Below are 15,227 nucleotides of genomic sequence, written 5' to 3' on the forward strand. Positions count from 1 at the left end.
GGTGATTGTCGTGGTGGCCGCGCCACCGTGTGCAGTACTGGCGCCCCTCATCGGGGACGGCGTGCGTGGACGGTCAGATCGCGGCACTCGCCGGTGTGTCCCTGTCGTCACAGGGGCTGCCGGGCAACTGCGGCGGGTGCGCGCCACCCCGGGTGAGCACCAGTGCGAGCACGGCGATCAGGGAGCAGCCGGCCATGCCGGCGAAGAGGGGCACGGCGGTGTCCTCGCCGCCCAGGCCGACGAGCGGTGCGGCAGCGCCGCCCAGGATGCTCTGCAGGGTCCCGAGTACGGCCGAGCCGGTTCCGGCCGCGTGCGGGACCCGCTCGATGGCGAGCGCCGTGGCGGTGCCGAAGACCTGGCCGATGCCGAGGAAGGCGATCCCGATGAGTCCGAGGGCAAGGACACGGTTGAGCTGGCCGGCGAGGGTGACCAGCAGCGCCGCCGTGGTGGCGACCAGCATGGTGGCAAGCCCGATGCGCAGCAGCAGGCGCGGGTGGTAGCGGCCGACCAGCTTGGTGTTGGCGACGCTGGAGAGGGTCGCGGTCAGCGCGCCGAGCGAGAAGGCGACGGACGCCTGGCCCACGGTGAAGCCGAGGACGTTCTGGAGCAGGAACGCCGATCCGGCGATGTAGCAGAACAGCGCGCCGCAGGCGAAGGAGAAGGCAAGGGTGTAGCCCGCGTAGGCACGGTCGGTGAGCACGGACCGGGCGGCCCGCAGGGTGGATCCGGCACCGCCAGGCCGGCGCCGCTCCTTGGGGAGGCTCTCGGGGATGAAGAACAGCGCGGCCAGGAACATCAGCAGCGAGGCCCCCGACAGGACCCAGAAAACGCCCCGCCAGCCGCCTGCGTTGCTCACGACGGCGCCGCCGGCGAGGGGGGCCACGATCGGGGCGATGCCGCCGAGTGCCATCAGCACGCCGAAGAGCCTGGCCGCGATGGCACCGGTCGCGACGTCGGAGATGACGGCGCGGCCCACCACGAGGCCGGCCGCACCGCTGAAGCCCGTCACGAAGCGCAGGAGGATCAGCACGCCGAGGTCGGGAGCCACTGCGCACAGCGCCGTCGAAAGGGTGCATACCGCGGCGCCGGTCAGGATCGGTAGGCGGCGCCCGTAGCGGTCGGAGAGGGGGCCGAGCACCAGCTGGCCCAGTGCGGTGCCGAACAGGAAGGCGGTCAGGGTGAGCTGGACGCCGGAGGCGTCGGTGCCCAGGTCGTCGGCCATGGCCGGGAAGGCCGGGAGGTACATGTCCGTGGCGAGCGGCAACACGAACGACAGCAGCGCCAGCGTCGCCGTGAGCAGCGCGGCCGGCTTCTGTGCCGCGCCGGTGGACGGTATGGACATCTCTACTCCTGAAGTGCCGACGGACTCCCGCTTTAACTATAGCTATATAACTATATACATCGCTACCATCGGTGCATGGACGCAACCGACGCGGCAGGCGATGCAGCACTCTTGCGTGAGGCGAGGAATCTGACTCCGGCTCTCTACGCGCTCGGGCGCGTGCTCCGGCTGGGCGGCGTCAACGAGGCCGGATTGCCCCCGCTGCCCCCGTCCGACCTCGAAGTGCTCCGGCAGGTGCTGGATTCACCGGGCATCGGCGTGGGCGCGCTGGCCCAGGAGTTGGGGCTGCATGCGAGTAACGTGAGCGCCACCGTGCGCGGTCTGGTGGCACAGGGGCTGGTCCGGCGGGAGCCGGACCCGCACGACCGCCGTGCCGTTCAGCTCTTCCCGACCATGGGGGCCATGCAAGGCATGGCCATGATCGAGCAGGCGTGGGCCGAGATCTTCGCGGACTCGCTGGCGACACTCTCCCAGGACCAACGCACCGCGCTGAACGCCGCCGTCCCGGCGCTGCGCGCACTGGCCTCCGCCCTCAGGTCTCAGCGCACCGCCCCCCGCAACTGACAGCCGAGGGCAACGCTCCCGATCCGGTCCGACTTCTTGGGGGCTCCGCGCCGGCGCGAGGGCTGACTCGCCTACCTGGCCTACCTGGATGCCACCCAGTGCCGCGCGCTGGCCAGGGCGTTCGGGTGTGCCCGGGTGGTGTGGAACGACTGCCTGGTACTTCCTCGGCTTCGTCGTGGACACCGAGCCGGACACCCTCCTCGAGGTGGAGGCAGAGTCCGGGATCGACCTCGGCCTGTCCGCCTTCGCCGTTCTGTCCGACGGGCGGAAGATCGACAGCCCGCGTTTCCTGCGCCGTGCGGAGACGGAACTCAAGCGCCTTGGGCGGGAGCTGTCCCGCAAGGCGACGTGCGGCGGATGCGGCACCGTGCACGACCGCGACCACAACGCAGCCCGCAACGTCCTCTTCGAAGGACGTCGTGTCGTCGCCGGACGGGGGAGACGCTGAACGCCTGTGGAGCCCCGGTAAGACGGGCACACGTGCCCGCACAGCGCGTTGAAGCAGGAAGCCCCCGAAAGGGTCAGCCGACCCAGGCCGGAATCCCTGGACTCCAGGCCGGGGAGCACGTCAAGATGCGCCCAGCCGTACGTCGTCGGTTTCGCACGGCCGCTCTCCCACCGCCTCAGCCAGGAGCACCGTACCCGTGTCGATACCCCCGCCCCCCGGGAACCAGCAGCCCCAGGACCCGTACGGCCCGCCGCCTGCGAACTGGCCCCAGGGAGCCCAGGGTTACGGCCCCTGGGGCCACCACGGCCCCGCCGGCCGCCCGTACGGCGCGCCGGTCTCCGTCAACGCGCTCGCCGTCGCCGCGCTCGCGCTCGGCGTGCTCTGCTTCCTGCCCGCCGCGGGGCTCGTGCTGGGGCTGATCGCGTTGCGGCAGATCAGGCGCAACGGCCAGAGCGGCCGGGGGCTGGCGATCGCCGGTGCCGTGCTGTCGTCCGTCGGGATCGTGCTGTGGGCGGTGACGCTGTCCACGGGTGTCCTGTCCGACGCCTGGGAGGGGTTCAAGGACGGCGTGCAGGGCAACGAGAGCCTGTCACTGCGCAAAGGCGACTGCTTCGACGCGCCCGGCGGTCTGGAGGGTGACACCTACGACGTCGACCCGGTCTCCTGTGAAGGCCGGCACGACGGCGAGGTGTTCGCGATCGTGACACTGCCGGGCGGCGCCTTCCCGGGCGATGCCGAGATCACCGACATCGCCGACGAGCGGTGCTACGAGCTCCAGGACCAGTACGCCATGGACTCCTGGGCGATGCCGGCCGACGTCGACGTGTACTACCTCATGCCGTCGCGGGACAGCTGGCGATACGGCGACCGCACGATCACCTGCGTCTTCGGCAACACCGAAGCGAAGGCCAAGCTGACCGGCTCCCTGCGCGGCGACCCCACCACGCTCGACACCGACCAGGTCGTCTTCCTGTCCGCGGCCAACGCCGTCGACGCGGCGCTGTACGAGGAGCCCGAGGACACCCCCGAGGACGACCTCGCCGGCCACCGGGCCTGGGCCACGCAGGTGCACGACGTGCTCGGCGAGCAGATCGAGGCACTGCGCGGGCGCTCCTGGCCGTCCGCCGCCCGGCAGCCCGTCGCCGACCTGGTGAAGGACATGGAGGACGCCCGCGAGCAGTGGTCGAAGGCGAGCGCGGCCGGCGACCCGGACACGTACTACACGCACTACGACAAGGCGTACGGGTACGTCGACGGCCCGGCGACCGTCACCGCGCGCAAGGCCCTCGGGCTCGCGACGACACAGCCCACCCCGGGCGAGACCGAGGGCGGGGACTCCGAAGCCGAGGTGTGACGGCGGCCATAGCGGGGAGAAAGTGCCTGCGTAAAGCCCTTGGGGTCACCATGTCATCACATCGAGTGATTCTCTGGCCTTTGCTTGCATGGCACAACCTACGGTTGCCACGCTGTTGCTGTCTGTACAACCTGATGGGAGCGGCCAGTGACATTCGGTGAGCAACCGGCGTACCTGCGCGTCGCGGGTGATCTCCGCAAGAAGATCGTCGACGGTCAGCTCCCTCCGCACACCCGCCTCCCCTCCCAGGCCAGAATCCGCCAGGAGTACGGCGTCTCGGACACCGTCGCACTGGAGGCCCGCAAGGTGCTCATGGCGGAGGGCCTGGTCGAGGGCCGATCCGGCTCGGGGACGTATGTGCGCGAGCGGCCCGTGCCCCGGCGCGTCGCCCGCTCCGGATACCGCCCGACCGGCGGGGCCACGCCGTTCCGCCAGGAGCAGGCCGACGGCGAGGGGTGCGGCACCTGGGAGTCCAGCAGCGAGCAGACCGAGGCCAGTGTCGCGGTCGCCGAGCGGCTGGCCATCGAGCCGGGCGAGCGCGTGATGTGCACGAGGTACCTCTTCCGCGAGAGTGGCGAGGCGATGATGCTCTCCACCTCCTGGGAGCCGCTCGCCGTCACGGGCCGTACGCCGGTGATGCTGCCGGAGGAGGGTCCGCTCGGCGGCATGGGCGTCGTCGAGCGCATGCGCGCGATCGACGTGATCGTGGACAACGTCACCGAGGAGGTGGGCGCCCGCCCCGGACTCGCGGAGGAACTGCTCGTCCTCGGGGGCGTCCCCGGGCATGTGGTCCTGGTCATCCAGCGCACGTTCTACGCCTCCGGCCGCCCGGTCGAGACGGCCGACGTGGTCATCCCGGCCGATCGGTACCGGGTCGCCTACCACCTTCCGGTCAAGTAGCGAACGCTCACTTCCGTCCCGAGACGCGCTCCCCGCGCGCCCCGCTCACCCGATCACCGCGGGAGCCGTCCCCGGCCGAGGTGGTTCGTGTCCCGTACCCGGCCGTCGTTGTCGCAGGTCGGCGACGGCGTCTGCGCTATGCATCCGACTGGGTGCGTCGAGGCGACCGGACGGCGCGTTCGTTGTCGTGCGCCCCCTGTGTTCTGGCTGGTTGCGTACCTCTTTGTGAAAAGCCGTATTCGCTGCGTGAAGGTTAGGCGTAGGCTCGGGCATATGCGCATTGCGGTTTCCTTATCGGGTGGGGCACGGCACAGGTCGCGGGTGGGAAGTGGAGGGGCGCCATGAACGACAGCACGATCACTCTTCCCTGGCTCGTGATACGAGAGGACGACAACGGCAACCGCTACCGGGTGGGCCGGTACGCGACCCGGGCCGAGGCCCAGAAGATCGCGGACAGCCTCGACGGCCGCGGCCACAAGCAGCTGTACTGGGTCGAGCGGCTCGGTCAGAACGGGCAGGGCGGGGCGCACGACTGACCTCGGGCGTGCCCGCGCTCCGAGCCGGTGTCCGGCCGCGCTCCCGTAGGCTCCCCGCATGAGTGAGCGGATCGTCGTCGTGGGTGCCGCGCTGGTCGACGCCGGGCGGCTGCTGGCCGCCCGGCGCAGCGCGCCCCCCGAGTTGGCCGGGCGCTGGGAGCTGCCCGGCGGCAAGGTCGAGCCGGGGGAGACGGCCGACGCGGCGCTCGTGCGGGAGCTGCGCGAGGAACTCGGCGTCGACGCCGAGGCCGGCGGGCGCGTCCCGGGGGAGTGGCCGCTGAAGTCGCCGTACGTGCTGCATGTGTGGACCGCGCGCCTGCGGCCCGGCTCCGCCGCCCCCAAGCCCCTTCAGGACCACGACGAACTGCGCTGGCTCGGCCCCGGCGAGATCTGGGACGTGGACTGGCTCGACCAGGACGTGCCTGCAGTGCAGCGGACTCTCGGGCACCCGGGACTTCTCGGTGGCCCCGGTACGGGAGAAGTGCCCGGCGCCTGAGGCCAACCGGGGGCGTGTGAGGCCCGAAGGCGGTCGTACGGGCGTCCCGTACGCCTTTCGTGCCACAGTGCGCTGCCCCGCGCGATACTCCGCCGCAGATATCGGGTATGTGCCCATTAACCCTATGAAACGGGACATGGGTGAGCCCGCTGTCGGGGAAGTGATCGGCGTGATCGACACCGAAGGTGACCGCGCCGAGTGGACCTTTCCCGCCGAGCCGGGTGCCGTGCGCACCGCCCGCCAGGCCGTCCGCGGCCAACTCCGCGGCTGGAGCCTCGACAGCCTCGCCGACCTCACGGCGTTGTTGGTCAGCGAGTTGGTCACCAACGCCCTGCGGCACGCCACGGGCCCCATCGGCGTCCGCCTGGTCCGCCCCTCCGAACTGAACGGCGTCCTCCTGGTGGAGGTCTCCGACTCGCTCCCGGACCCGCCCCGCGAGCGCGCCGCCAGACCCGAGGACGAGAGCGGCCGCGGGCTCCAACTGGTCGCCTCCTCCTGCCGCCGCTGGGGCACCCGGCCCGGCGGCGTGGGCAAGACCGTGTGGTTCGAACTCGCGGTTCCGGAGTGAAAAATCGGTGTACGTCCGCCCTGCCGCCGTCGAGCGAATGGTTCAGGCCAGTGGCAGTTGTCGACGGACGGGATTCGACGACGTGTCCCCTGGTTAGAAGACTGGGAGTGTTCTCACGGTACGGTCCAAAAACCATCGGGACCGTGCTGTGATCGTGAACACCGTGTTGTGCGGCACCGTAGTGCTGGATACTGCGGGCAGCCGCCCCCGGTGACCGGTGCCGGACGCGGTGAGCTGGAGGGGACGGTTCGCGTGAGCGAGATACCAGCGAAGGCCACGGAGTCCGAGGACCCGTCGGAGGGCGCGAGGGCGATGGCCGCGGACGGCCTGGCTTCCGCGGTGGGAGGTGCGCTCGCGGCCGACGGGGTGCAGCCCGGGGGCGCCATGTGGCAGAGCAGTCCCCCGGGATCCATCTACGACTACATCAAGGTCGCCTCCTTCTCCATCGGCCCCGACGGGCTCGTCGACCAGTGGAGCCTGCGCGCCGAGCACCTCTTCGGCATCCCGGCCGAACGCGCCGTCGGCATGGACCCCATCGAGACGTTCATCGACCCGCGCCTGCGCGAGCGGGGCATGCGCAAGATGGCCGAGATCCTCGACGGCCGCGAGTGGACCGGCGTGGTGCCGTTCCGGATGCCGAAGGACGCCGAGGGGGAGTGCGGGCGCGAGGGGCTCGCCGAGGTGTACGTCATGCCGACGCACACCGAGGAGGGCGAGAAGGCCGCCGTCTGCATCGTCGTCGACGTGCGCACGCTGCGCAGCATCGAGACCGACCTCGCCGCCTCGCAGGCGATTTTCAGTCAATCCCCTTTCGGTTTCCTGCTGATCGACTCCGACCTGCGGGTCCGCCGCGCCAACCAGCGGTTCGCGTCCGTCTTCGGCGGTACGCCCGACGACCACCGTGGCAAGGGCGTCCACGACTACCTCCAGCGCGGCGAGGCCGAGCGGGTCGCAGCCACGCTGCGCCGCGTCCTGGAGACCGGCAACTCCATCACGGACATGCATGTCACGGGCTTCGTGCCGGGCTCCGACGAGCGCCGCCACTGGTCCGTCAACCTCTATCGCGTGCACAGCGGTTCGGGCCGGCCCATCGGCATCGCCTGGCTCGGCACGGACATCACCTCGCGCCGCGCCGCCGCCCGCGAGGCCGCCGCCGCCCGGCGCAACCTCGCCCTGCTGAACGAGGCCGGCGCGCGCATCGGCAACTCCCTCGACCTGGAGACCACGGCCCGGCAGCTCCTCGACGTCGTCGTGCCCGGTTTCTGCGACCTGGCCACCGTCGACCTCTACCAAGGCCTGCTGGTCGGCGACGAGACCCCGCCCGGGCTCGCCGACGGCAGCGCCGAGCTGCGCCGGGTGGCCTTCGCCAGCGCCGTCTCCGACGCGCCCTTCACCGGCACCGGCGTGCCCGTCGCGGTCGGCGCGGTCCACCACTACCCGTTCAACTCGCCCTGCGCGGACGCTCTGCGCACGGCCCGCCCGCAGACCGTCCCCGGCGAGGACGGCGGACTCGTGCAGTCCACGCTCGCCGTGCCGATGGTCGCCCACGACACCGTCGTCGGGCTCGTGCAGTTCGCCCGGACGAAGGGCAGCGAGCCGTTCGGCGACCGCGACCGGGACCTGGCCGTCGAACTCGCCGCGCGCGCCGCCGTCTGCATCGACAACGCCCGGCTCTACCGCCGCGAGCACGAACGCGCGTTGATACTGCAACGGTCCCTGCTCCCGCCCGGTGACCCGGAGGCTTCCGGCCTCGACATCGCCTGCCGCTACCTGCCCGGCAACGCCAACACCGGGCGGCCCAGCGAGGTCGGCGGCGACTGGTTCGACGTCATAGAACTCCCCGGGCACCGCACCGCGCTGGTCGTCGGCGACGTCATGGGCCGCGGCCTGCGCGCCGCCGTCGCCATGGGCGAACTCCGCACGGCCGTCCGGACCCTGGCGCAGCTCGACATCGAACCGGCCGAGGTGCTCTCCCAGTTGGACGAGATCGCCCGCGGTCTCGGCGCCCCCGGCGGCGTCCAGCAGGCGACCAGGGCGGCCCGCCGCCCCCGCGAGGCCGACCTCTCCGAGGTGTACCTCGCCACCTGCGTCTACGCCGTCTACGACTCCGTCACCCGGCGCTGCACCTTCGCCAACGCGGGCCATCTGCCGCCCGTCCTGGTCGAACCGGGCGAGCCTGCCCTGATGCTCGACGTGCCGCCGGGCATGCCGCTCGGCGTCGGCGGCGAGCCCTTCGAGGAGGTCGAGGTCGAACTGCCCGAAGGCGCCCTGCTCGCGCTCTACACGGATGGACTGGTCGAAAGCCGCGACCACCCCCTGGACGAGGGGCTCCAGGCCTTCGTCAGCGCCCTGTCCGACCCCGCCCAGCCGCTGGAGGACGTCTGCGACCACGTCCTCAACACCCTCGACTCCCATCACGGCGAGGACGACATCGCGCTGCTGATGGCACGTGTACAGGGCCTGCCCACCGAGTCCGTCGGTGACTGGACCCTGCCGCGCGAGCCGCGCAGCGTGGGCCGGGCCCGCGAGTACGCGCGTGCCCAGCTGCTCAGCTGGGACATGGAAGCCCTGGTCGACACCACGGAGCTCCTGGTCAGCGAACTCGTCACCAACGCCCTGCGCTACGGCGAGGGCGAGATCCGGCTCCGTCTGCTGCTGGACCGCACGCTGGTCTGCGAGGTCTGGGACTCCGGCCTGGTCCAGCCCCGCCGCCGCCGCGCCCGCGACACCGACGAGGGCGGCCGCGGCCTGCAGCTGGTCGGCCTCCTCAGCGCGGCGTGGGGCTCCCGACGCACGCCCCGCGGCAAGACGGTCTGGTTCGAACTGCCCCTCCCCGGCGGCGAGACGGGCCTGACCGACCCGGCGGAGGCGCTGCTGAGCCTGTTCTGATCGGAACCGAACACCGGTACGGATCGTCCTCCCCGGCAACATCATCTGCATCACCGGGGGGAGACGGCATGGACCGCACGGAAGGCACCACCCCGACAGAGGCAGCAGCCGCCGAAGGCGCCGCGCAGGACGCTCCCGCACCCGACAGTGGAAAGGGCAGAGGGCGTCGGCGCTGGATCAGACGCACGGCGCTCGCCGTGGTCCTGTTACTCCTGGTTCCTCTCCTGTCCGCTCTGACGGCCCTCCGCATCAACTACATGGGCGACCCGGCGGACGGCACGCACACCCGGAACCGCGACGCGCTCTGGCTGGGCCACGCCTGGGTCGACGGCCGCAAGAAGGACGCCGACGTCACCGCCCTGGCCCGCCGCCTGCAAGGCACCGGCATCCGCGACCTGTACGTCCACTCGGGCCCGCTGGAACACGACGGCACGCTCCCCAAGTCCGTCTATCCGAGAGCGCGCTGGTTCATAGCCGCCGTACACGAGAAACTCCCCGGCATCCGCGTCCAGGCCTTCCTCGGCGACGTCCTGGCCACCGAGGGCGCCGACGGCATGGTCCTGGAGAACCCGGACACCCGAGCCGCCGTCGTCCGCTCCGCCCGCCAGATCCTGGACACCGGCTACGAGGGCATCCACCTCGACCTGGAGCCCATGCCGTCCGGCGACCGCGACTACCTCACCCTCCTCGACGCCCTGCGCCGCGAGACCCGTTCCCGGGACGCGCAACTCTCCGTCGCCGCCCACCAGATCGACCCGCTCCCGGCCCTTCACACCGTGTTCGGTCTCTTCACCGCCCACCCCAAGTGGTGGTCCCAGGAGTTCTTCGGCCAGGTCGCCCGCCGCGTCGACCAGATCGCCGTGATGTCGTACGACACCGCGCAGCCACTGGAGAGCACCTACGGCGGCTACGTCGCCCAGCAGACGTCCCTCGCCCTGGAGGTCACCCCGCCCTCCACCGACCTGCTGATGGGCCTGCCCTTCTACTGGGAGAGCAACTTCGACCACTGGGGCCACGCCGAGACCGTCCCCGCCGCCGTCCGAGGCGTCCGCCTGGGCCTGTCCCGCACGGACGCCGACCGGGCCCGCTTCGGCGTCGCGCTGTACATCGACTTCGCCGCGACCGAGGCGGACTGGCGGGCGTACAAGGAAGACTGGGTGCGGTGACCAAGACCCGACGCCCCCTCACCCGCGCCGTCCTCGGCCCGGCCCGGTCCCTCAGCACCGTGGAACGCCTGCACGGCGGCAGCAAGAAGGGCGCCTACCGCCTGCCCCTCGAAGACGACTCCACGGCCGTCGCCTACGTCTGGTCGGCCACCAGCCCGACCCGGACCCCCGGGACGTCTTCTCCCACGGCACCGGCCTCGGCCTGTTCACGGCGTCTCACACCGACGCCACGCGCACGCACCTCCCGGCCGACGCGGCCGTCGTGGAGGACGTGACCGGGGCAGCCTGGACGACGCCCTCGCCCGGGACCCGCGCGAGGCACCTCGGCTCATGGACCGGATGGCCGAACTGCTGGCCACCCTGCACGCCCACACCGGCCCCCGCTTCGGGAAGGTCACCGCCGTCGACAACGGCGGCTCCTCCCACGGCGTCTCCTCCTGCGAACAGCGCGTCACCGACGGCGCCCTGCGCCGCCTCGCGGAAGCGGCCGGGCGCGAACCCCGTGCCGCCGCCGTACGACGGGAGCTGGAGGACACGATCCATGCCCTGGCCGCCGAGGTCCCCGCTCCCCGCCTTCGGCACACCCTCATCGACGCCGAACTGGGCCCGGACCACGTCCTGCTCACGCCCGACGGGACGCCCTGCGGACCCCCGGCCTGGACGAAGCCCGCCGCGTCTCTACCGCCTGTCGATGCGCCTCGGCCTGGTCTCGGGGCCGCTGACGCTCATCGAGGGCGACTTCCCGCAGCCGGAGCGCATGCGGGAGACCGCCGGACACAACCTCCAGCAGGCGCTCAGCCTGCTGAAGAACGCCGTTTGATCTTCGAGCCCAGCCACACCAGCGGGTCGTACTTGCGGTCGATCGCCCGTTCCTTCAGGGGGATCAGCGCGTTGTCCGTGATCTTGATGCCCTCCGGGCAGACCTCCGTACAGCACTTGGTGATGTTGCAGTAGCCCAGGCCGTGCTCGTCCTGGGCGGTGGCCTTGCGGTCCAGGCCGGATTCCGCCGCCGCGTCGAGCGGATGCATGTCCAGCTCCGCCACCCGCATCAGGAAACGCGGCCCCGCGAACGCCTGCTTGTTCTCCTCGTGGTCGCGGACCACATGGCAGGTGTCCTGGCACAGGAAACACTCGATGCACTTGCGGAACTCCTGCGAGCGGTCCACGTCCTCCTGCATCATCCGGTACTCGCCGGGACCGAGGCCCTCGGGCGGCACGAAGGCCGGGACCTCCCTGGCCTTGGTGTAGTTGAAGCCGACGTCGGTGACCAGGTCGCGGACGACCGGGAACGCCCGCAGCGGCGTCACCGTGATCGTCTCCTCCCGGTCGAACACGGACATGCGCGTCATGCACAGCAGCCGCGGCCGGCCGTTGATCTCGGCGGAGCACGAACCGCACTTGCCGGCCTTGCAGTTCCAGCGCACGGCGAGATCGGGGGCCTGGGTGGCCTGGAGACGGTGGATGATGTCGAGCACCACCTCACCGTCGTTGACCTCGACCTTGAAGTCCTCCAGGCCGCCGCCCCCCACGTCACCGCGCCACACCTTGAAATGGGCCGTGTAGCTGCTCATTCGTACAGCTCCTCTTCGGCGAGGTACTTGACCAGCTCCTCCTTGTCGAAGAGGGCGAGCAGGTCGGCACGGACGGGTTCGGTGGTCTCGCGGGTGAGGGTGATCTGGCCGCGGACCGGGTCCGTCGCCGCCAGACCGCCCGTCGGGTCGGCGAGCGCGCACAGCAGGTTGATCCGGCGCCACTTGCGGTCCATCCCCGGATGGTCCTCGCGGGTGTGCCCGCCGCGCGACTCGGTGCGCTCCAGCGCGGCCCGCGCCACGCACTCGCTGACCAGCAGCATGTTCCTGAGGTCCAGGGCGAGGTGCCAGCCCGGGTTGAACTGCCGGTGCCCCTCGACACCGGCCCGGCGCGCCCGGACCCGCAGCTCGGCCAGCTTCTCCAGGGCCTGCTTCATCTCCGTCTCGCGGCGGATGATGCCGACCAGGTCGTTCATCGTCTGCTGGAGTTCCTGGTGCAGGGTGTACGGGTTCTCCGGCGGGCCGCCCTTCGGCTCCTCGATCTCCGCCTCGGCGGAGAAGGGCCGCAGGGCCTCGGCGGCGGCGGAGTCGACCTGGCCGTCGTCCACGACCGGCCGCGCCCCGGCCAGCCCCGCCGCGTACTCGGCCGCGTGCCGGCCCGCCCGGCGCCCGAACACCAGCAGGTCGGACAGCGAGTTGCCGCCCAGCCGGTTGGAGCCGTGCATGCCGCCGGCCACCTCACCGGCCGCGTACAGCCCCGGCACCCCGCGCGCCGCCGCCGTGTCGGACTCGACCGCGACACCGCCCATCACGTAGTGACAGGTGGGCCCGACCTCCATCGCCTCCGCCGTGATGTCGACGTCGGCCAGCTCCTTGAACTGGTGGTACATCGACGGCAGCCGCCGCTTGATGACCTCGGCGGGCATCCGGGTCGACACGTCGAGGAACACGCCCCCGTGCGGCGATCCGCGCCCCTCTTTCACCTCGGAGTTGATCGCCCGCGCGACCTCGTCGCGGGGGAGCAGCTCGGGGGGACGCCGGTTGTGGTCCGGGTCGTCGTACCAGCGGTCGGCCTCGTCCTCGGTCTCGGCGTACTTGTCCTTGAAGACGTCGGGGACGTAGTCGAACATGAACCGCTTGCCGTCGGAGTTGCGCAGCACCCCGCCGTCGCCGCGCACCGACTCGGTGACGAGGATGCCCTTCACCGACGGCGGCCAGACCATGCCCGTCGGGTGGAACTGCACGAACTCCATGTTCAGCAGGGGAGCGCCCGCGAGGAGGGCCAGCGCGTGGCCGTCGCCGGTGTACTCCCAGGAGTTCGACGTCACCTTGAACGACTTGCCGATGCCGCCCGTGGCGATCACGACAGCCGGTGCCTCCAGGACGAAGAAGCGGCCGGACTCGCGCTCGTAGCCGAAGACCCCGCAGACGCGCCCGTCCTCCTTGAGCACCCTGGTGACCGTGCACTCCTGGAAGACCTTCAGCCGGGACTCGTAGTCGCCGGTCTCCTTGAAGTCCTCCTGCTGGAGCGCGACGATCTTCTGCTGGAGGGTGCGGATCAGCTCCAGGCCCGTGCGGTCACCGACGTGCGCGAGGCGCGGGTACTCGTGGCCGCCGAAGTTGCGCTGGGAGATCCGCCCGTCCTTGGTGCGGTCGAACAGCGCCCCCCAGGTCTCCAGCTCCCACACCCGCTGCGGCGCCTCCTGCGCGTGCAGCTCGGCCATCCGCCACTGGTTGAGGAACTTGCCGCCGCGCATGGTGTCGCGGAAGTGGACCCGCCAGTTGTCGTTCTCATTGGCGTTGGCCATCGCCGCCGCGATGCCGCCCTCGGCCATCACCGTGTGCGCCTTGCCGAACAGCGACTTGCAGATCACGGCCGTACGGGCGCCCCGCTCACGTGCCTCGATGGCGGCGCGCAGCCCGGCGCCGCCCGCCCCCACCACGACGACGTCCCACTCCTGCCGGTCGACCACGGACATCAGAACAACCTCGGATCGTCGAAGGCACCGGACGCGACCAGGTAGACGTAGAAGTCGGCGAGCGCCACGCTCACCAGCGACGCCCAGGCGAGCAGCATGTGCCGGGCGTTGAGCTTCCCGACCCACTGCCACATCCGGTAACGCACGGGATGCTTGGAGAAGTGCTTGAGCTTGCCGCCGACGATGTGCCGGCACGAGTGGCAGGACAGCGTGTACGCCCAGATCAGCACGATGTTGACCAGGAACACGAGCGTGCCGAGGCCCATGTGGCCCCACTCGTAGTTCTCGTCGCGGAAGGCGAGCACGGTGTCGTAGGTGAGGATCCCGGCGACGAGGAGCGCGGCGTAGAAGAAGTACCGGTGGATGTTCTGGAGCACCAGCGGGAAGCGGGTCTCACCCGTGTACGTCTTGTGCGGCTCGGCCACCGCGCAGGCCGGCGGGGACGCCCAGAAGCCCCGGTAGTAGGCCTTGCGGTAGTAGTAGCAGGTCAGACGGAAGCCGAGCGGGAAGATCAGGATGATGATGGCGGGGGAGATCCCCCACCAGCTGCCGAAGATCTCCCAGTTCGGGCCGGCCTTCATCGGCTCGCAGTTCTCCGCCAGGCAGGGGGAGTAGAAGGGCGAGACGTACGGCGCCGCGTAGTAGTCGGCGTTCGCGAAGGCCCGCCAGGTCGAGTAGACGATGAAGGCCAGCAGACCGGCGACCGTGCCGGCCGGGGCCAGCCACCAGCGGTCGGTGCGCAGGTGCGGGGCGTCGATCGCGGCGCGCGTACCCGCCCGTACGCCGCCGCTTCGGGGATGGGGTTCTGTGGCGGGAGGTTCCGTACCAGTGGCCACTGTGACGACTCCGGTCGGTTCGGGGGAGGTGCCGGTCGTTCGACTCCTGCCCGGTCAGGGAGCGCGCCGGTCCCGGGCGCCGAGCCCCTCGTCGTCCGAGTCGACCCACAGCGACGGGTCGTACGGCGCGTCCGAGATGGTGACGAGGTCGGGGCGCTTCGGTGCGGCCGGCGTGGCGGCGGCGTCGCGCAGCAGGGCGACGCTCTCGCGCAGGTGATTGGCGTCGGCACGGACGCGGCGCATCTCCAGGCCGCCGGTGCCGAGCTGCTTCTCCAGGCGTCCCAGCGAGCGGAACAGCTCGTCGAGACTGCGCTGGACTGACGTCAGTTCGTCGTGAACGGACATGACTTGCCCTCACTTCCGCGGGTCCTTCGAGGCCCAAGGCGGCAACGTTCATGCGCCTGCGAGTGTTGCGCGTCACACCTTGTGCTGTGAAGGGATGTGCATCGATTGGCCGAGGCGTGTGGGTGCACCGTGCGGTGGGTTGCGCCACACGGGTGGCTTCCCGCCCGTGACCGCCGTGTCGCCCTGTGTTGCCGAACCCTTTCCTCTTCAGTGGCCGCATACATCAGATGAACTCCAAATACCGCCAAAAGTGATCATAACGCCCGCGGCTTCCC

The 15,227-nt window shown here is 71.0% G+C and carries 16 protein-coding genes; 10 read left to right on the plus strand and 6 right to left on the minus strand.

Annotated features, from left to right (window positions below; all coding sequences use genetic code 11):
• Positions 1-73: 73 nt before the first annotated feature.
• Positions 74-1,342: a multidrug effflux MFS transporter gene (locus tag ACIBNA_RS02605; RefSeq protein WP_399163440.1), complete on the minus strand. Its 1,269-nt coding sequence runs from the start codon at positions 1,340-1,342 to the stop codon at positions 74-76.
• Between the two features lie 75 nt (positions 1,343-1,417).
• Between ACIBNA_RS02605 and ACIBNA_RS02610 the strand changes: the two genes are divergently transcribed.
• From ACIBNA_RS02610 to ACIBNA_RS02650, 9 genes are all read left to right on the plus strand, one after another.
• Complete coding sequence (locus tag ACIBNA_RS02610; RefSeq protein WP_399163441.1) at positions 1,418-1,906, plus strand: MarR family winged helix-turn-helix transcriptional regulator; 489 nt, start codon at positions 1,418-1,420, stop codon at positions 1,904-1,906.
• 127 nt (positions 1,907-2,033) lie between these two features.
• Entirely contained in the window at positions 2,034-2,354 is a 321-nt protein-coding gene (locus tag ACIBNA_RS02615) for a transposase (protein ID WP_399163442.1), read from the plus strand.
• Between the two features lie 196 nt (positions 2,355-2,550).
• A complete protein-coding gene (locus ACIBNA_RS02620) occupies positions 2,551-3,708 on the plus strand; it encodes a DUF4190 domain-containing protein (RefSeq protein ID WP_399163443.1) in 1,158 nt (385 codons plus the stop codon).
• A gap of 147 nt (positions 3,709-3,855) precedes the next feature.
• On the plus strand, positions 3,856-4,608 hold the full coding sequence (locus ACIBNA_RS02625; RefSeq protein ID WP_399163444.1) for a GntR family transcriptional regulator: 753 nt from the start codon (positions 3,856-3,858) through the stop codon (positions 4,606-4,608).
• Between the two features lie 341 nt (positions 4,609-4,949).
• Positions 4,950-5,144 (plus strand): SPOR domain-containing protein, encoded by a 195-nt coding sequence (locus tag ACIBNA_RS02630; RefSeq protein WP_059417982.1) that lies wholly within the window; start codon positions 4,950-4,952, stop codon positions 5,142-5,144.
• Between the two features lie 58 nt (positions 5,145-5,202).
• Complete coding sequence (locus tag ACIBNA_RS02635; RefSeq protein ID WP_399163445.1) at positions 5,203-5,640, plus strand: (deoxy)nucleoside triphosphate pyrophosphohydrolase; 438 nt, start codon at positions 5,203-5,205, stop codon at positions 5,638-5,640.
• Positions 5,641-5,776: 136 nt separating this feature from the next.
• On the plus strand, positions 5,777-6,208 hold the full coding sequence (locus ACIBNA_RS02640) for an ATP-binding protein (RefSeq protein ID WP_399163446.1): 432 nt from the start codon (positions 5,777-5,779) through the stop codon (positions 6,206-6,208).
• A gap of 252 nt (positions 6,209-6,460) precedes the next feature.
• Positions 6,461-9,097 carry a SpoIIE family protein phosphatase gene (locus tag ACIBNA_RS02645; RefSeq protein WP_399163447.1) on the plus strand — a complete coding sequence of 879 codons (2,637 nt, stop codon included), beginning with the start codon at positions 6,461-6,463 and terminating at the stop codon, positions 9,095-9,097.
• Between the two features lie 68 nt (positions 9,098-9,165).
• A complete protein-coding gene (locus ACIBNA_RS02650; protein WP_399163448.1) occupies positions 9,166-10,263 on the plus strand; it encodes a hypothetical protein in 1,098 nt (365 codons plus the stop codon).
• A 216-nt stretch (positions 10,264-10,479) separates the two neighbouring features.
• On the opposite strand, the gene ACIBNA_RS02655 is transcribed toward ACIBNA_RS02650, so the two are convergent.
• Entirely contained in the window at positions 10,480-10,878 is a 399-nt protein-coding gene (locus tag ACIBNA_RS02655; protein ID WP_399163449.1) for a hypothetical protein, read from the minus strand.
• Between the two features lie 76 nt (positions 10,879-10,954).
• Here ACIBNA_RS02655 and ACIBNA_RS02660 point away from each other — a divergent pair, with 76 nt between their 5' ends.
• Positions 10,955-11,083 (plus strand): hypothetical protein, encoded by a 129-nt coding sequence (locus tag ACIBNA_RS02660; RefSeq protein ID WP_399163450.1) that lies wholly within the window; start codon positions 10,955-10,957, stop codon positions 11,081-11,083.
• On the opposite strand, the gene ACIBNA_RS02665 is transcribed toward ACIBNA_RS02660, so the two are convergent.
• Genes ACIBNA_RS02665 through ACIBNA_RS02680 form a run of 4 tightly spaced genes read right to left on the minus strand, consistent with a single transcriptional unit; the run spans position 11,058 to position 14,952 of the window.
• Entirely contained in the window at positions 11,058-11,834 is a 777-nt protein-coding gene (locus ACIBNA_RS02665; RefSeq protein ID WP_399163451.1) for a succinate dehydrogenase/fumarate reductase iron-sulfur subunit, read from the minus strand. The genes ACIBNA_RS02660 and ACIBNA_RS02665 overlap by 26 nt on opposite strands.
• On the minus strand, positions 11,831-13,771 hold the full coding sequence (locus ACIBNA_RS02670) for a fumarate reductase/succinate dehydrogenase flavoprotein subunit (protein WP_399163452.1): 1,941 nt from the start codon (positions 13,769-13,771) through the stop codon (positions 11,831-11,833). Before ACIBNA_RS02670 ends, ACIBNA_RS02665 begins: the two co-directional genes overlap by 4 nt.
• Positions 13,771-14,607, minus strand: coding sequence for a hypothetical protein (locus tag ACIBNA_RS02675; RefSeq protein WP_399163453.1), 837 nt, complete (start codon positions 14,605-14,607; stop codon positions 13,771-13,773). The genes ACIBNA_RS02670 and ACIBNA_RS02675 overlap by 1 nt, the downstream gene beginning before the upstream one ends.
• Before the next feature lie 54 nt (positions 14,608-14,661).
• Positions 14,662-14,952: a hypothetical protein gene (locus tag ACIBNA_RS02680; protein ID WP_020277543.1), complete on the minus strand. Its 291-nt coding sequence runs from the start codon at positions 14,950-14,952 to the stop codon at positions 14,662-14,664.
• Between the last annotated feature and the right edge of the window lie 275 nt (positions 14,953-15,227).

It is taken from the genome of Streptomyces sp. NPDC050164, assembly GCF_044459945.1.
Classification (GTDB): Bacteria; Actinomycetota; Actinomycetes; order Streptomycetales; family Streptomycetaceae; genus Streptomyces; species Streptomyces coeruleorubidus_A.